This window comes from Amycolatopsis heterodermiae, assembly GCF_034929455.1.
GTDB classification, from domain to species: Bacteria; Actinomycetota; Actinomycetes; order Mycobacteriales; family Pseudonocardiaceae; genus Amycolatopsis; species Amycolatopsis heterodermiae.
This window is the reverse complement of the sequence record NZ_JAYFSI010000001.1, coordinates 1,976,908-1,992,193: the sequence shown is the minus strand read 5'-3', so window position 1 is coordinate 1,992,193 and position 15,286 is coordinate 1,976,908. Positions and strand designations below refer to the sequence as shown.

The 15,286-nt window shown below is 72.4% G+C and carries 8 protein-coding genes and 1 pseudogene; 1 reads left to right on the top strand and 8 read right to left on the bottom strand.

The window, feature by feature from the left end:
- Positions 1–12: 12 nt before the first annotated feature.
- Genes VA596_RS09750 through VA596_RS09730 form a run of 5 tightly spaced genes read right to left on the bottom strand, consistent with a single transcriptional unit; the run spans position 13 to position 10,481 of the window.
- Entirely contained in the window at positions 13–2,868 is a 2,856-nt protein-coding gene (locus tag VA596_RS09750) for an ADP-ribosylglycohydrolase family protein (protein WP_323325225.1), read from the bottom strand.
- 16 nt (positions 2,869–2,884) lie between these two features.
- The gene (locus VA596_RS09745; protein ID WP_323325223.1) at positions 2,885–5,128 is read right to left on the bottom strand and encodes an ADP-ribosylglycohydrolase family protein; all 2,244 of its coding nucleotides are present in this window, start codon (positions 5,126–5,128) and stop codon (positions 2,885–2,887) included.
- Positions 5,129–6,589, bottom strand: a complete 1,461-nt coding sequence (locus VA596_RS09740; protein ID WP_323325221.1) for a TNT domain-containing protein — start codon at positions 6,587–6,589, stop codon at positions 5,129–5,131. It lies immediately after the preceding gene.
- The gene (locus VA596_RS09735; RefSeq protein WP_323325219.1) at positions 6,586–7,035 is read right to left on the bottom strand and encodes a hypothetical protein; all 450 of its coding nucleotides are present in this window, start codon (positions 7,033–7,035) and stop codon (positions 6,586–6,588) included. Before VA596_RS09735 ends, VA596_RS09740 begins: the two co-directional genes overlap by 4 nt.
- Positions 7,035–10,481: a toxin glutamine deamidase domain-containing protein gene (locus tag VA596_RS09730; RefSeq protein ID WP_323325217.1), complete on the bottom strand. Its 3,447-nt coding sequence runs from the start codon at positions 10,479–10,481 to the stop codon at positions 7,035–7,037. Before VA596_RS09730 ends, VA596_RS09735 begins: the two co-directional genes overlap by 1 nt.
- 30 nt (positions 10,482–10,511) lie before the next feature.
- Between VA596_RS09730 and VA596_RS09725 the strand changes: the two genes are divergently transcribed.
- A complete protein-coding gene (locus tag VA596_RS09725) occupies positions 10,512–11,231 on the top strand; it encodes a hypothetical protein (protein WP_323325215.1) in 720 nt (239 codons plus the stop codon).
- A gap of 2,700 nt (positions 11,232–13,931) precedes the next feature.
- Here VA596_RS09725 and VA596_RS50810 read toward each other — a convergent pair.
- The 3 genes and pseudogenes from VA596_RS50810 to VA596_RS09715 form a co-directional block, all read right to left on the bottom strand.
- Positions 13,932–14,357: pseudogene (locus tag VA596_RS50810) on the bottom strand (WXG100 family type VII secretion target); the annotation flags it as partial.
- A gap of 15 nt (positions 14,358–14,372) precedes the next feature.
- Positions 14,373–14,696 carry a WXG100 family type VII secretion target gene (locus VA596_RS09720; protein ID WP_323325213.1) on the bottom strand — a complete coding sequence of 108 codons (324 nt, stop codon included), beginning with the start codon at positions 14,694–14,696 and terminating at the stop codon, positions 14,373–14,375.
- Positions 14,696–15,223 carry a YbaB/EbfC family nucleoid-associated protein gene (locus tag VA596_RS09715; protein WP_323325211.1) on the bottom strand — a complete coding sequence of 176 codons (528 nt, stop codon included), beginning with the start codon at positions 15,221–15,223 and terminating at the stop codon, positions 14,696–14,698. The genes VA596_RS09720 and VA596_RS09715 overlap by 1 nt, the downstream gene beginning before the upstream one ends.
- Positions 15,224–15,286: the final 63 nt, after the last annotated feature.

Below are 15,286 nucleotides of genomic sequence, written 5' to 3'. Positions count from 1 at the left end.
GACCCCAGAAATCTAGTCGAGCGGGTACCGAGCGAACCACCGGTCTTCGTCCGGCGCATCCGCGCCGAACTCGGTGAGCGCGTCGTCCGCCAGCTCGACCATGACATCGCGCAGCTCGAGCTGGTCGAGCCAGCTCCGCCGCAGTGCTTCCTCGCCGTACATCGCGCCGACGAGGTTGCCGCAGACCGAGCCGGTCGAATCGCTGTCCCCGCTGTGGTTGACCGCCGCGAGCAGGGCCGAGTCGGGGTCCGTCGTGGTCAACGCGACGTACACCGACATCGACAACGCCGTCTCACCGACGTTGCCCTGCCCGAGCGACTCCACCTTCTCCGGCGTCGGCGGGCCCTGCTCCGCCAGCGCCAGCGCGGCGTCGAGTGCCGCGCTCTGCTCCTCGTGCGCCGGGTACTTCACCAGCTCGGCCCGGGCCGTCGCGACGGCGTCGAGCAGGGCCTTTCCGTGCAGCAGTTCGTGCACGACCACCGCGAAGCAGCCCGACGACAAATACCCGCTCGGGTGACCGTGGGTCAGCGCCGCGCTCTCCGCGCCGAGCCGGAAGACCTCGGCGAGGTCGTCCGACCAGAGCGCGACCGGCGCCGCGCGCATCACCCCGCCGCAGCCCTTCGAGTTGTTCACCGGCCGGTCGATGGTGCCGCGGACGCCGGACCGGCCGTAGGCCTCCAGCTCGCCGAAGCACGTCAGCCCCGGCGCGCGGCGGCTGAACAGCTCCTGGTGCGTGACCAGCCAGCCGTCCGGCGCCTCGACGGGCGACTGCGGCCCGCGCGCCCGGTCCCACGCGACGCCCTGGGTGTGCAGCCAGCGCTGGTAGGCCAGCTGCAGCGAGTGCGCGACGTCGGCGGAGCCCGTCCGGCGGCGCTGGGCGTGCGCGCGGATCAGCGCTTCGAGCGTGAACAGGGTCATCTGCGTGTCGTCGGTGATCCGGCCGACGCCGCCGTACGCGGGGATGAAGTCGGTGATGCCGTCCGGCCCGGTGAGCTCGCGGATCCGGTCGATCGAGTCGAACTCGGTCTTCGCGCCGAGCGCGTCCCCGATCGCGCCGGCGAGGATGCTGCCGCGCAGCCGTGAGCGCAAGTCCGGTCCCTTCGGCGCCGCGGGGGTGAACCGGCCGCTCGGGTACCGGCGCTCCCAGCGCGCGTGTTCGGCCGTCTCCGTCTGGAGGCCGTTGCGGTTGAAGTACCAGAAGACGTCGCTGGCGACGTCGTCGAGCAGCCCGAGGTCCTGCAGCGCCGCTACCCAGGCCGCGGGCAGGCCGGGCACGCCGAGCCGCGCGCCGGCCAGCGCACCCGCGACGGCGCCGGCGACCGGGCCGGAGCGGGCGGCGAGCGTGATCGCCGCTTCCGGGTCGTAGCCGCGCTTGGCCGCGGCGAACAGCGCGCGGCCCAGCACCGACCGGACGCTCCGGCCGTCACCGATGCTCTCGAGCTGCGTGACGTCGTCGGCGTCGCGGTCTTCGCGCAGGGCCAGCGTCTGTTCCGCCGGCTCGCCGCCGATCTCACGCAGCCGCAGGTGCACCGGCAGCGCGTACTCCTCGCGCGTGAGCAGGGCCTGGAACACCGCGACCAGCAGGTCGACGCCCTCGGCGATCTCGCCCCCGGCGTCGCCGGTCAACGCGCGGCCGACGTCCTTCGCGTACTGCTCGCCGTCGACGCCTTCGATCGCGACCGCTCCCGCCGTCGTCGCGGCCAGGGCCGTGACCAGCAACGTCGAGAGGTCGTCGGGTGCGGGACCCGCGCGCCGCGTCGCGACCGCCAGCCAGCCGACCGGGTCCGGATCCGGCAGCGTGGCCGGCACGTCGCCGGTCGGCACCGGCGGCAGGCCGCGCAGCACGATGTCGGTGTGGAACAGCAGGTGGCGGGTCAGCCCGCCCAGCGGCAAGGTGCCCGTCGCGCCGCCGCCGAGCGCGTCCCCGATCGCGAAACCGACGTACGCGCCGACGATCCGGTGCCATGCAAAGCGTCCGGCCAGCGTGCCCGGCGCGAAGAACTTGCCGAACGTCCACGGCACCGGCCGCGCGCCGGCGTCCTCGCCGACGTGCGCGATCAAGCCGTTCGCACCCAGGTCGGCCGGCCATTCCGGGGTCTGGCCCGCCCGGCGCCGGACGCCGTTGCGGTACTGCCAGGCGAACCCGCGCAGGTACCGCAGGCACTCGTCCGGCGTCAGCTCGACGCGGTGGTCACGGGCCTGGTCGACGGCGTACCGCAGGTGGCGGGTGAGCAGGTCCGGCGGCTCGATGCCGAACTCGGCGACCAGCGCGGGCAGTGCCTCGGCGACCTCCGGGCCGGTTTCGGGCGCGGGCTCGTCGATCCACGGCCGGGGCTCGGTGTCGGCCTGGGCGTCGGTCAGCTCGGACGCGGCCAGGCTGCGGACGAGCCCGGTGCCCGGGTCGAGCGTCAGGCCGGTCCCCGGCCGGTGCCGCAGCAGCTCGCGCACGACCACCCGCCACCGCTGGGGATACCGGCCGGGCACCTTCGCGGACGAGCTGTAGACGATGACCTCGTGGCCCGGCGTCCCGGGCACCGGCCGCAGCAGCGGCTCGCCGTCCGGTGTCGGCACCAGCACCTCGACGTCCAGCAATGCCTGCGCGAACTCGGCACGGCTGATCCAGTTCGCGCCGAGGTAGTTGAGGAGCTTCCCGGCGTCCGTCGTCGGCTCCGGGAAGCCGCGCCAGACCGGGCCGGAGGTGTACTGCTCGTTGGCGCGACGGCGGCCCGTCGGCTCCCCGTACAGCGTGAACTGCGTCCAGCCGCGGATGGCGCGCACCGGGATGCCGAAGTCCGGGAACGCCTTTTCGTCGAACTCCGGGTCGACGTCCGGACGCCACTCGACGAAGCTGTCGTCGATCTCGCTCATGCTCCCCATCCTCGAGCTAGTGCCGCGGGTACCGCTCGATCCACTGGTCGCCCAGCGCGCTCAGCGCCGAGTGCCGGTCGAAGTGCCAGTAGGCGTCCGAAGCCACGTTCTCGACCAGGTAGCGCAGCTCCAGCTGGTCGACCCACTTCTGCGGCAGCCCGGGGATCCCGGTGCGCGCGCCGAGCAGGGCGCCGGCGATCGCGCCGGTGAGCGCGCTGCGGCCGGAGTGGTTGACCGCCCGCAGCAGCGCCTGCTCCGGGTAGTTCTCGAACCCGGACAACGCGGCGAACGCGCGCCCGAGCACCGAGAGGGTGGTCTTGCCGTCGCCGATCAGCTCCGGCATCCGCAGGTCGGGCAGGCCGTGCTCACCGAAGAACGGCACCGACTCGGCGACCATCTCCTTGATCTCGGTCCACTCCGGACCCTGCTGGAAGGTGTTCTCCGGGTTGAGGACCTCGCGGCCGAGGTTCCAGATCGGGAAGCTGAACGCGTCCTTGGTCAGCGCCTGCTCGAACAGCCACGTCAGGTACGTCGCCGTGGCCAGGTCCTGCTCGCCGGGGTGGGTGACGCCGGCCAGCTCGCGCACGACCTGGCGCGCGCCGCCGCTGACGCCGCTCCCGGGCCCGGCCATGGTGAGCGCGGCGGGCAGCGCGGGGATCAGCGCGGCCGGCCCGGTCATCGGCGACGCCCCGGCGGCCCCGGTGGCGAGCTGGTGGTAGGCGTTGAGCTCGGCGTCGTCGGCGTCACGCCGGGCGTGCAGGTCCGCGACCTGCACGAGCCAGCCGTCCGGGTGGTCCAGCGGCGCGCCCTGGGTGCGCAGCCAGCGCTGCAGCGCCCCGCGGGTGACGTCCGGCAGGAGCTGCTCGGCCTCGCGCGACTCCGGCTGCTCGCGGTGCGGGCTGCGGATCACGGCCTCGGTGTAGAACAGCAGCCGCTGCGTCAGCGAGCCGATCCGGCCCGGCTGGTCGAACGCCTGGACCAGGTCGGTGACACCCTCGATGCCGAACTTCGCGTGGATGTCGTGGAGCGGCATCCGGTCGACCGCGGCGCCGAGCGCTTCGCCGAGGGCGAAGCCGACGTACGCACCCGTGACGCGCTGCCAGCCGTAGCGGAACCCGTCGAGGTCCCGCTCGAAGTACTTGCCGAACGTGTCCAGCCGCGGGACCGGGCGCCCGGTGTTGTCGTACGTCGGGGCCAGGCCGTTCGCACGCAGGTCGTTGGGCTTGCTGCGCGGCGGTTCGGGCATGGTCATCCGCTTCAGCCACGACTCGCCGAGCACGGTCTTCGCGCACTCCTCGGCGGTGAGTTCGTAGCCGCGCTTGCGGGCCCTCTCGGCCGCGGCGAGCGGCGGCTTGACCGGGCTCGGCAGCCCCATCCGCGACGCCGTGTCGGCGGCGACGCGGATCAGGTCCTCCTCGGCCTCCGGGCACCGGCCGTGCACGTCGATGCGCGGCTCGTGCCGCGGGAACCGCTTGACGATCTCGGCGAGCTCGCCACTGGAGACGTCTTCGATGGTCGTCGGGCCGCCGTTGATCACCAGGTTCGGCGGGTGCTCGAACTCGGCGAGCGTGGCGACGTCGACCCGCCACCAGCCGTGCTCGCGCGAAGGCAGGTGCCGCGTCGAGCTGAAGACCTTGAGCTCGTTGCGCTCCTCGGCGAAGTAGAACCGGTCCGTCTTGCCGGTCTCCAGGTCGAGGGGGACGAACACCTCGCACCGGATCAGCCCGATGAGCAGCAGCTCCCGCGTCAGCCAGCCGACGCTCGCGAACGACAGCAGCGTCTCGAGGGTGTTCTCCGGCTTCGGGTAACCGCGGCGGATCGGCCCGGCCTTGTACTCCGGGTTCTCGCGCTCCTCGCCGGTCTGGTTGCCGTCGGCGTCGACCTTCACCCAGCCGGCGACGGCCTGCAGCGGCACGCCCAGCTCGCCGAGCCCGGCCTTCACGTACTCGGGGTCGACGACCTCGCGCCAGTTCTCCTGCCCGGGGAACGCCACCGGGACCGACAGCCCGCCCGGGTGCGGGTGCGCCTGGCGCAGCTCGCCGTCCGGCTCGCGGACCACCACCGACGGCGGCGGGAAGATCTCCTTGTCCGGCCGTCCCTCGTCGAGGAACGCGATCGTGTTGTAGGGCACCGACCAGCCCTCGGGGATGCGCAGCACCTTTTCGGTGTCCACCCGGAGCCCGGCGGGACCGGAGACGTCCGGGCCGTGCACCGCGCGCAGCCACTGGCCGACCTTGGCAATCGCTTCCGCCGCTTCCACCTACTCGATCCTCTCCAGGCTTCCGTCGGACTCGTGCTCGGCGATCGTCTTCGGCAGCACGCAGGCCACCGCACCACCGGGCAGGTTCGCCCACGGGACCGTGATGCCGGTGATCACGTGCAAGGGGCGTCTCAGCCGGTAACTCCGCCGCACCCGCTCACGTTCGAGTGGCAGCGACGTCGTGGCGAACCGTACCTCCCCGTGGTGAACGAGGTTGCCGGGTTCCTCGCCGAAGCGCAGAACGACCGTACCCGCCACCAGCCGGGTGATGCGCTTGTTGCGGAGCAGGGTGAGGGGAGGCTCACCCGGGGCCGGGTGGACCGGCCAGTCGTCCAGTTCCCGGGCGGTCTCCAACGGCGTTTCGTGGCCGGCGGTCATCCGGGCGGGGTGCAGCAGCAACGCCCCGAGCAACTGCTGGGCGGCGTCCTCGAGCCGGTCGAAGTACCTCGGCGTCCGGGGTGCGCCCTCGGCGTACGCCGCGACCTCCCAGCCGTCCCGCGTGTAGTTGAGGCACCACGTGCCGTCCGCGCGGTCGCCGACGCGGTAGGCCTCGGGCCACACCCCGTGCTCGCCGAGGCGTCGCACCAGGACGGTCAGCAGCTCCTCGTCGTCCAGCCGCGGGTCCGGGGTGGTCTCCAGCTCCGCGACGACGTCTCCCCCGGTCGTCTTCACGTCGGCGCGGCCCGCCTTCGGCCGCGGCTTCCCCAGCAGGTCCGCCTCGGCGGTCCGCCGGACGAGCTGCTCGACGTACGGCGGCTGGTAGTGGCGCAGCCGGATGTGCGCGACCAGGTCCGGTTCGGGCGGAAGGCCGTACTTCGCCAGGTAGTGCGGCACCGACGCGGGCCAGATCCAGGTGCCGTCGGTGTGGTGGCGCTCGGGGACGTCGGCCGGCTCTTCGGGCGCGAAGACGTCCACGCCGAGCCCGTCGCCGTCCAGCACAACGGCTTCGCGCTCGAGGTACTGCAGCACCAGCGGCGCCTCGGTGTCGGTCAGCGGCGGCCGGTCGGCGTCCGGCCCGCCGACGTCCGCGTACCGGAACACGACACCGAGCGGGAGCTGCGCGCGCAGCCGCCACCAGTCCGGGATGTGCTCGTCGGCCCGGGGGAACTCGCCGAGCTCCTCGGGGTAGGCCGCCGGCTCGGGCGCGTCCGTCCAGACGGGATCGTCGTCGAGCGCGAAGTCGAAGTCGAAGGTGCCGTCGGGGACGAGCGTGAACCGCGCCTGCAGCCAGGTGCCGCGGTCCTCGGTGTACATCCCCTGCCGCAGCCGGGTGAAGAGCTCGGCGAACTCGTCCGACGGCGCGGCGTTGTGCGCCTCGATCTCGACGTACTTGCCGACCTGCCGGAAGTCGACGACGGCAGGCCGTTCGGCGTCGGCCCGGTGCTCGCGCACGAGCTTTCCCAGTCGCACCAGGAGGGTGCGCTGCTCATCGGGCGAAAGTCGTTGTTCCACGTGAATCATTGCCTCGGGTAGCGCGGCTTGGCTTCGAACGTCGGCGCCTCACCGGCCGCACGCCGGGTGGCTTCGTCCTCCCACATCTTGAAGGTGCGTTGGTAGATCGACTGGACCAGTGCGGACTCCTGCGGCTCCAGCCGCCGGCTTTCCCGCTTCTTCGCCTGCTCGTAGAGCCCGCCCACCGTCTCGTAGAGCGCGAAGATCGGCCCGTCGCCGGTCAGGTGGAAGTCCCGTTCTCGCTCGGTCTCCTGGACGAAGCGGTCTTCCTTGTAGGGACCGCCGATGTCCGACTCGGTGGTCGACCAGATGACCTCGCGGATGTGGCTGCTGTCCTGGACGAAGAAGCCGGTCTGCAGGTCGAGGAGGAAGCCGACCAGGCCGCCGTCGGGCGTGGCGTCGATCCGGTACGTCCGGGAGTAGTACTTGTAGAACATCGGCGTCTCGAAGGCCATCAGCCGCTCTCCTCGGATGTCAGTCCCCGCCGGAACGCTTCTTCGAAACGGCCTCGGACCTGCTCGGTCAACGCCGCGTCGAGCGCCGCTTCTTCGGGCGACAGGAGGCCGTCGCGCCCGTCCTTCCTGCTGAAGGTCTCGAAGTCGCGGCGCACCTCGTAGAGCGCGTGCTCGTACGACGCCACCTCGTCGATGTGCGTCAGGTGCAACCGCAGTTCGGCCACGTGCCCGTTGGGCAGTCGCACGTTGAGCTGCAGGTCCCGGTAGCCGCTGCCCTTCGGCTCGGCCAGCCGGTCGGTGAAGTCGACGATCGTCAGCTCGGGATCGTGGCGCACCGCGTCCAGCGCGCGGTACAGGTCCGCCACGCGCTCGAACTGGATCTTCGCGCCGACGAGGTCGTGCAGCTTCGCGCCGTTCCAGCCGTACTTCTCGATCTTGGCGAGAGCGCGCACGTCGTCCTTGGGCTCCGGCCGGAACCCCGCGTGGCCGTCGGTCTCGCCCGCGATCCGCTCGGTGACGCGGTTCAGCGTGCCCTGGGTTTCGGGCCAGCGCTCGCGTTCCTCGGCGACCCACTGCCGGCAGTACTCCGGATCTCCGGCCCTGCCGAGGTCGAAACTCCCGTGCAGCCGCAACTCCCGGTCGACGTCCATGGCGGTCGACGCCACGTCGGCGGAGATCTCCGCCTGCTCCGGAGTCGGGTCGAACGGCTCGACCCCCTGGTGCTCGACGTCGTCGATCACTTGGTACCCGCGCTCGTGCACCTCGTGGACGGCGTCTTCGAGGATCGGGATCGCCTCGGGGTGCTTGAGCAGGCTGGCCAGCGTCTTCGGGTTGTCGAGCAGCGAGCGCGTCAGGTAGTCGTTGGCCGGATCCGCGAGCACCCGCACCAGATCGGGGTGCTCGCCGAGGTGGGCGCGGATGTAGTCGGCGTCCGCGTGGCCGTCGAGGGCCGCGGAGACGTCGTCACGGTCCAGGAAGCCGGGTTCGGAAATGCCGTAGCCGCCGTGTTCGCCGTGCACCTCGGTCTGGACGTGCTCGGTGCCGGGCGTCCCGACGTGCAGCAGCTTGATGTCCTTCGGCGGGTGCGGCAGGTGCATCAGGTCGCCGGACTGCGGGTCGATGAACGCGACTCCGTCGCGGGTGTGCACGACCATCGCGACGTGCCCGTACTCGACGCCGTTCGGGCCGTCGTACTTCACCGCGACCACCGCGTGGTGGTCCACCGGCCGCTCGCGCATCTCGCGGATGACGTCGTCGTAGCTCGCGCGGCCGGAGAACGTCTCGCCGAACCGGCTCTCGATGTGCTCGAGCGTGCCCCGGGTGCCCATCTCGTGCAGCGGGACCGGCTCGGCCGTCGCGTTGCCGCCGTGCAGCCGGTCCCAGTACGCCTCGGGGCCGCGCGTGCAGTTCGAGACGTACCCGTTCTCCAGCGCGCCCGGCTCGTGGAAGCCGGGGTTGACCTCGCGCAGGTGCGGGTGGCGGTCCTGGACGTAGGCCGCGCGCTCCGACGGCGTCGCCGCACCGGCGTGGATGGCCGGCTCGGCGGGCGGGTTCGTCGCGCGCGCCAGGGACGAGTAGTCGTGGAGCGGCGCTGGTTCGACGTGCTCGACCGGGCTGTCGAGGACGTCGCTGACCTTCGGTTGGTGCTCCGGCACGGGCTCGTTGAGCCCGCCCAGGCGCTCGGCGATCGACTCCTGCTTGCGGCGGTCGAACTCGGCCGCGTTGTGCTCGTTCTCGGCGCGGCGCTCGGCCATCTTCTGCTGCGCGGCCTCGGGGTCGAGGTAGCGCGGGTGGCCGGGCCCGATCTCCTCGGCGTCGATCACCCACTTGCGGCGGCCCTCGGGCGTGATCTCGAGCCGCTTGTCGTGCACCAGCAGCTGCGTCCCGGGCGGCGACAGCGATTCGCGCTCGCCCGGGTTCTCGGCGAGCTTCGAGATGTCGCGCAGGTTGTCCGACCGGACGTGCAGCTCGACGTCGTCACCGAACTTCGTGCTCGAGAGCTCGCCGGTCTTGATGGACGCGCTGGAGAACGCGGGCTCGACGACCACCGCGCCCGGCTCGTACGGCCCGGCGACCAGCTCGGCCAGCCGCGGATCACCACCGACGTCGATCCCGCGGACGGTCTCGCCGGACGTCCTCGGGACCTGGTTGAGGCCGTCGACGATCGCGCGGGTGTTCTCCTGCGCGAGGTCGAACCCGGGGTGGCCGGGCCCGCGGCGCAGGGCGTCGTTGACGTCGTAGGCGTACTCACCGCGGGTGTAGCCGTGGACCGCGACGGCACCCTCGTCGGTCAGAGGCAGGCCGGCGGCGTCCCGGCGGGCGAGCGCGCGGTCGTGGATGTCCTGGTAGACGCCTTCGTCGCCGACCGCGCGGCGGATGCTCTCGTGGTCGGCCGGGGTGGCGTGGTGCTCGCCGTCGAAGAGGTAGGCCTCGTCGTGCGGGACGCGCTCGGGCGTCGGGTTGAGCCGATCGGTGAGCGTCTCGTGGTGTCCCAGGGGCAGCTCGTGGATGCCGGTGGCGTCGTGGGGCAGCTCGGCGAGCCGTCCGGTGACAGGATCGGCGAAGACGATGCCGTGCTCGGTGTGCACCCCGGCGACCAGCCGCGGCTCGCCGCCGGTCTCGAAGGCGACGGCCGTCCGCGCGCCGACCGGACGTTCACCCAGCTCGTGAGCGACGTCGGCGAAGCCGTCCCGGCTCTGCCACCGGCCGCCGAGCTGCTCGCCGACGTGCGCGAGGCTCGGCTGGTGCGTGCCGGGCCCGGCGACGACGTCCTCGCCGTTCATCCGCCGTTCGAAGGCGACCATCGACTCGGCGGCGTTGGTGCGGAAACCGCGTTCGAGGGCGTCCGGGCCGTAGTGGTTGCGGGTGTTGACCGAGGCGAGCTCGGGAAGCGCGTCGCGGACGAGCCGCGCGTGCTGCTGCGCGGACTCGACGGACCCGGCGTGCAGCACGGGCTGGCCCCCAGGCGTCAGCGGCTCGGCGAGCTGGGACCAGCCACCCGCGGGCGCCCGCGTCGCCGGCACCCGCCGCTCGGGCGCGGGCGGCTCGGCGTCGTCGCCGCCGCCCAGCAGCTTGAACAGGTTGCCGCTCGGCTTGAGCTCGGGGTGCTCGGCGTAGAACCGCTCGAGTTCGGCGTCGGCCTCACGCTGGAACCGCTCTTCGTCGGCCCCCTCCTGCGCCCGCCGCTCGTCGATCGCGCGCCGAGCGTCGGCCTCCCCGAGATGCCGCGGATCCCCGGCGGTGACCTCCTCGGCGTGCACGATCCACTGCGGCTGGTCCATGGTGCCGCCGGAGCCGTGGACGTAGTCGGGGTGCTCCGGGTGGCCGGGGCCCTTTTCGATCCCGGTGATCTCGAACTGCGACCCGGCCTTGAACAGGACTTCGCGCTCACGTCCGATGCTGGCCATGGTCTCGACGTCCCGGCCGGTCCGGGAGTCGATCCGCATCTCGACTTCACCGGGAAAGATGCTCCGCGGATGCTCGGCGTCGACCTTCGACGAGCTGAGGAAGGAAGGCTCGGTGATGTGCGCGCCCTCGTGAAACCGCCCGAGGAAAGCCTGAAGGCGCGCCGGATCCCCCTGGAAGTCGACCCGCCGAGAGACGGTCCCGACATGCGGCGGCATCTCGTTCAACCCGGAAACAAGCGCCCCAGCCTGCGGCGCGAGGTCGGCCAGCTCGGGCCCCCCGAACCGAAGCGCCCGGTTGAGCGGCCCGACCAGCTCGTGCCGCGTATAGGCATGGACGGCGAAGGCGCCGTCATCGGACATACCGGGGTGGAACTCGTCGCGCCGGAGAAGCGCCTCCCGCCGAACCTGCTCGTGCCGCCACTCCCCACTTTCGGAACTCTGCCGCCCAGAGTCGATAAAGGTGTCCTCAATCCGCCGAACCCCACCGGGATCGTCGGTATGAAAGTTCTCGTCGGTGAGGTACGGCTCGCCGACGTGCTGCTCGCCGTACTGCTCGGTGGGATGCGCGTCGGTCGCGTGCTCGCCTCCGTACTCGGCGGGTACCTGCTCAGCGGCCGGCTGCTCAGTCGCCAGGTGCTCACCCGCAACCGGCTCAGCGGGCCGGTTGGTCGCCGGCCCGTGTTGCTCAGTCGCGTGGTCGGGCGCGGCTGGCTGCTCGGCGGCAGGTCGCTCGCCCACCCGGTCCGGAGCCGGGTGATCGGCAGGCGGCTCAGCGATGTGTTCCCGTGAGGGCACCTGCTTAGCCGGAGTCGGTTCCGTCGCACGTGCAGGCAGCCCCCGGGACGGAGCCTGTTCGGCAGGCCGCTGGCCCTCAGGCGGATCCGCCGGCCGGTGCGGCTGCTCGAATGCCCGCGGCGGCTGGTTGTACGGCCCACGCGGCAGGTTCTCCTGCGGCGGCCCGAACCGGGGCGGCGGCACCTGCGGCGGCCCCACCCGCGGGTCATGCGGCGGCATCGGCGGCCGCCCACCAGGCGGAGGCGGCATAGGCGGACGACCACCCGGACCCTGCGGCCCACGCGGCTGATTCGGATACCCCGCCGGCCGCTGCCCACCCGGCATAGGCGGACGCTGCTGCGACCCCGGCGGCCGCCCACCAGGCGGCATCCGACGCGGATCGTTCGGATACCCCCCACCCTGCGGCGGCTGCCCACTCTGCGACGGGTGACCCTGCGGCGGCTGCCCGTGCGACGGCTGCCCACCCTGTGACGGATGACCCTGCGGCGACCGTCCGCCCTGGGGCGGTTGGCCGCCCTGCGACGGATTACCGATCGGCGGCCCACCATGGGGAGGCTGCGCAGGCCGTCCACCCTGCAACGGCACCCCGTTCGGCGGCACCTGCCCACCCGGTAACGGCCGCCCACTCTGCGGCGGCTGTCCGGCCTGAGGCGCCTGTCCACCGTGCGGCCCCTGCTCACCCCGCCATGACTGCGCGGCGTGCGGAGCCTGCCCACCGCGGGGTGGCTGCCCAGTCTGTGACCGCTGTCCACCCTGAGGTGGCTGCCCAAGGTGCGGTCCACCGTGCGGCGCTTGCCCGGACTGTGGTTGCGGTCCGCCTTGAGAAGGCTGCCCAGGCCGGGGTCCACCCTGCGGCCCTTGCCCAGCCAGCGGCGCTTGTCCAGCGTGCGGGGCCGGTCCCCCGTGGGGCGGTTGTCCGCCGGGCAGTGCTTGCCCGCTGTGCGGGACCTGTCCGCCATGCGGCGCTTGTCCAGCGTGCGGGGCCGGTCCCCCGTGGGGCGGTTGTCCGCCGGGTGGTGCTTGCCCGCCGTGAGGGACCTGACCGCCCCGCGGCGGTTGTCCAGCGTGAGGGGGCTGCCCGCCGTGGGGTGGCTGACCAGTCTGGGGCGCCGGACCACCCCGCGGCTGACCAGGCTGACCACCGGGCGGCATCCGGCGCGGGTCCTGTGGCGCCACGCGTCGTGGCTGCTCGGGCTGGCTACCTCGCGGGGTCATCGACTGCGGTGTCGGTCCGCCCGGGCCACCTGCGCGGCCGCCAAGAGCGCCGCCTGTCGGCATTCCGCCGGGGGGTGGGGTGAATCCGCCCGTGGGCGGGGACACCCCGCCAACCTGCGGGGGTGTCTGGCCCGCGTCCGCAGCCAGCGGCTGGCTCGCGCCGCCGGCGAATCCTGCTGCGCCGACGTTGTCCGCTGGACGTCCGCCACTCTGCCGTCCCGGCTCGGCGCTGGATCCCGGCGGGGCCATGCCGTAGCCGCTCGACGAACTTCCGGCGTGCGACGGGCCGCTAGCAGCCGGACCGGGAGAGCCACCGCCGTGGGGCACTCCGGCCGACGGGCTCGGCATCCCGCCGCCAGTCGAGGGCGGCGTGGCTGCATGCTGCTGGGGGGCGGGACCGTCCGACGCCACCCGAGGCGTCTCGGGCTGGGGCTCCGCCTGACGCGGCTCGGCGGTTTGCCGCTCAGGTCCCTGCTCCGGACGTTGAGACGTGGCTTCTGGTGACGTCTCGCTCCGCGATTCCGGCTCGCGATGAGATGGAGGCTCCTCGGCCCGTGGCTCAGGCTCCGCCCGCCGTGGCTCCGGCTCCGACGACGACTCCGCCGGCGAAGGAGGCTCCGGCTCAGGTGACGCTTCGCTCCTCGACTCCGCCTGCGAAGCCGGCTCTTCACCCCGCGGCTCCGATGACGAACTCGGCTCTTCCGAGCCCCGCCGCGAATCCGCGGACTCGCCGGCATCCCGTGCCTCGCCGGAATCCCCGCCACGCGACTCCCCGGAATCACCAGATTCCCCGGAACCGCGCGACTCCCCGGACTCACCAGAACCGCGCGACTCACCGGAGGCTCCAGAGCCCGAGTCGGACTCGCCAGAGCCCGAGCCAGGCTCCCCGGAATCTCCCGAACCCGAGCCCGGCTCCGAAGCACCAGAACCAGGCTCCGAACGCGGGATGTTCGCCTCGTGCACCGAGTGCATCTGCTCCTTGGCGCCCCCAACAGCCCCACCAACGGCCCCGCTCGACGCGCCCGTCAGCAGCTGCTCCGGCGTCAACGACCCGAGATCCCCGGTCACCGCCGCCTGGCCGACCGTCTGCGCGACGCCCTCGACCGCACCACGTGCCCCGGCCCGCATCGCGGCGTCCGCGATCTGCCCGCCCGCGCTGTGCGACAGCCCCTCGGTCGCCCCACGTCCGATCGCGCCACTACCCGCGCCGACGACTCCGCCGACCGCGCCCGAGATCGCCGAATCGCTGGTCTTGGACCAGTCCCAGCTCTGGCGATCACCCTTCGCCATCTGGAGGCCCTGGATGCCCGCGTCCATGCCGAGGTTGATGGCCTCGTTCTTCAGGACCTCCATGCCGATCTTCTTGATGCCCTGCTTGAGCAGCTTCTCCAGCAGCTCCTTCGCGACCTGCTTGAACCCCTGCTGCGCCAGCTTCTCGAGCAGCTGCCGGAACAGCATCTGCACGGTCATCCGCGTCGCGACCTGGGCCGGCGCGATGCCCGCCGTCGAGCCGCCGAACGTCACCGCCGCGGCCGCGATCATCGCCGCGATCTGGGCGGCCAGCACGATCAGCGAGATGATGATCATGTACTTCGTGTACTCGACGTCCAGTGCCGTCTGGTCGCACGAGTCGCCGAGGGCCTTGGTCGCGTCGGCCAGCTGCTTGAAGTACGCCTCGTCGCCCTCGACGAACTTCTTCCACTGCTCGGCGAACGCGTCGGCGCCGTCACCCGTCCAGTTGTCGCGGATCCCCGAAGCCGCCTGGTTGCCCGCGTCCGAGGCAGGGCCGATCGCGGACGACGCCGTGTGCCACGCGTCCCGCAGCGCGCGCAGCTTCGTCTCGTCGCCCTCCGGCCAGCTCTCCCCGACGACGATGGGCAGCAGCCACTTGACCGCGTCGGGCATCTCCATACCCACGGGTCATTGCCCCTTGCCGAGCTGCGAAGTCACGTCTTCGTCGGCGCCCGACAGGGCCTTCATCGACTTGTCGACGTTCTGCTGCATCCCGCGCAACCCCTGCACGAGGTTGGTGAAGCCCTCGACGGCGCCTTGCGACCCGGGCACGTAGTCCTTCGCGAACTCCTTGCCGGAGTCGTCGCCACCCCAGCACTCGCCCTGCGCGGACAGCGCGCCCTGCAACGCCTTCAGCGCGTTGTCGAGCCCGTCGGCCGCCGTGACCAGGCCCTTCGACGCGCTCAGCACCGCGTCCGGCTCCGCGGTGAAGCCGGAACCCCCGTCCGGCATCAGTCGCCCCTCGTCATCCAGGACGACGGCGGCTCCTCGTCCTCGTCCGCCCGCGGCGGGCGGACGCGCTGGGGCGCGGGCGCCGGCGGCTGGTCGTCGCGCAGGATCGGCCCGGCGTCTTCGAAGGATTCGGGACGCGGCGATTCGGGAGCTTCTTCTTCGACGAACTCCGGGATCGGCGGCACCAGCCCGGCCAGCGACGGCGCGCCCTCGACCAGGTCGGCGAGGTCCGGCAGCCCTTCGGTGATCGGCGCCATCAGGTCCGCGATCTTCTGCTTGACCTGCAGCGATCCCTGACGCACCAACGTCTGGACGGTGTTCGCGAGCTGCGCGGGGGTCGTGCGCTCGAACGTGGTGGGCGCGAACTCGAGCTTCGCGAGGCTGCCGCCGGCGTCGATGGTCGCGCGGACCAGGCCGTCGGCGGACTCGACCTGGGCGGTCGTCTCGGCGGCCACGGCCTGAGCGTCACGCAGCTGCGCCGTCTGCCGTTCGAAGTTCTCCAGGAGGGTGTCCATCTGGTCCTTCATCGCGGCATTGCGCGCCTCGAGACGCGCACGGTCGTCGCCCGCGGTGGTCACAGGTGCCCCCGG